Consider the following 306-nt stretch of genomic DNA (forward strand, 5'->3'; position numbering starts at 1 on the left):
GCCAAAGGCAAAGCCGGTAAATCCACGGATTTATATATCACCGAAGACAGCCGAACTGAAACAGGCTATTACCAACGCCATTAATACCATGTTTTTTAATGAGGTGATGCCGGGCGGCGCACTTGCCCCCTCCCGTATTATCCGTGCGGTGGCAGGTGTTACCGGTCTGGATGATTTTGAAGTGCGTTTCCCGACAGAGATCCAGCGTTCGGAGAATACGGAACTCTTAACAGCGGGGACAATTGAATGGCTGTAACACCCTGGCAGACGGCCTTTCTGCAATTACTGCCGTCAGGGCTTGCCTGG

At 52.0% G+C, this 306-nt stretch carries 1 protein-coding gene; it reads left to right on the plus strand.

The genetic code is table 11. The annotated features are described in order from the left end of the window. On the plus strand, positions 1–256 hold a 256-nt coding region (locus AC0L3J_RS37865; RefSeq protein WP_473350512.1), incomplete at its 5' end, for a hypothetical protein. Between the last annotated feature and the right edge of the window lie 50 nt (positions 257–306).

This window comes from Bradyrhizobium sp. Kon37 (assembly GCF_055807535.1).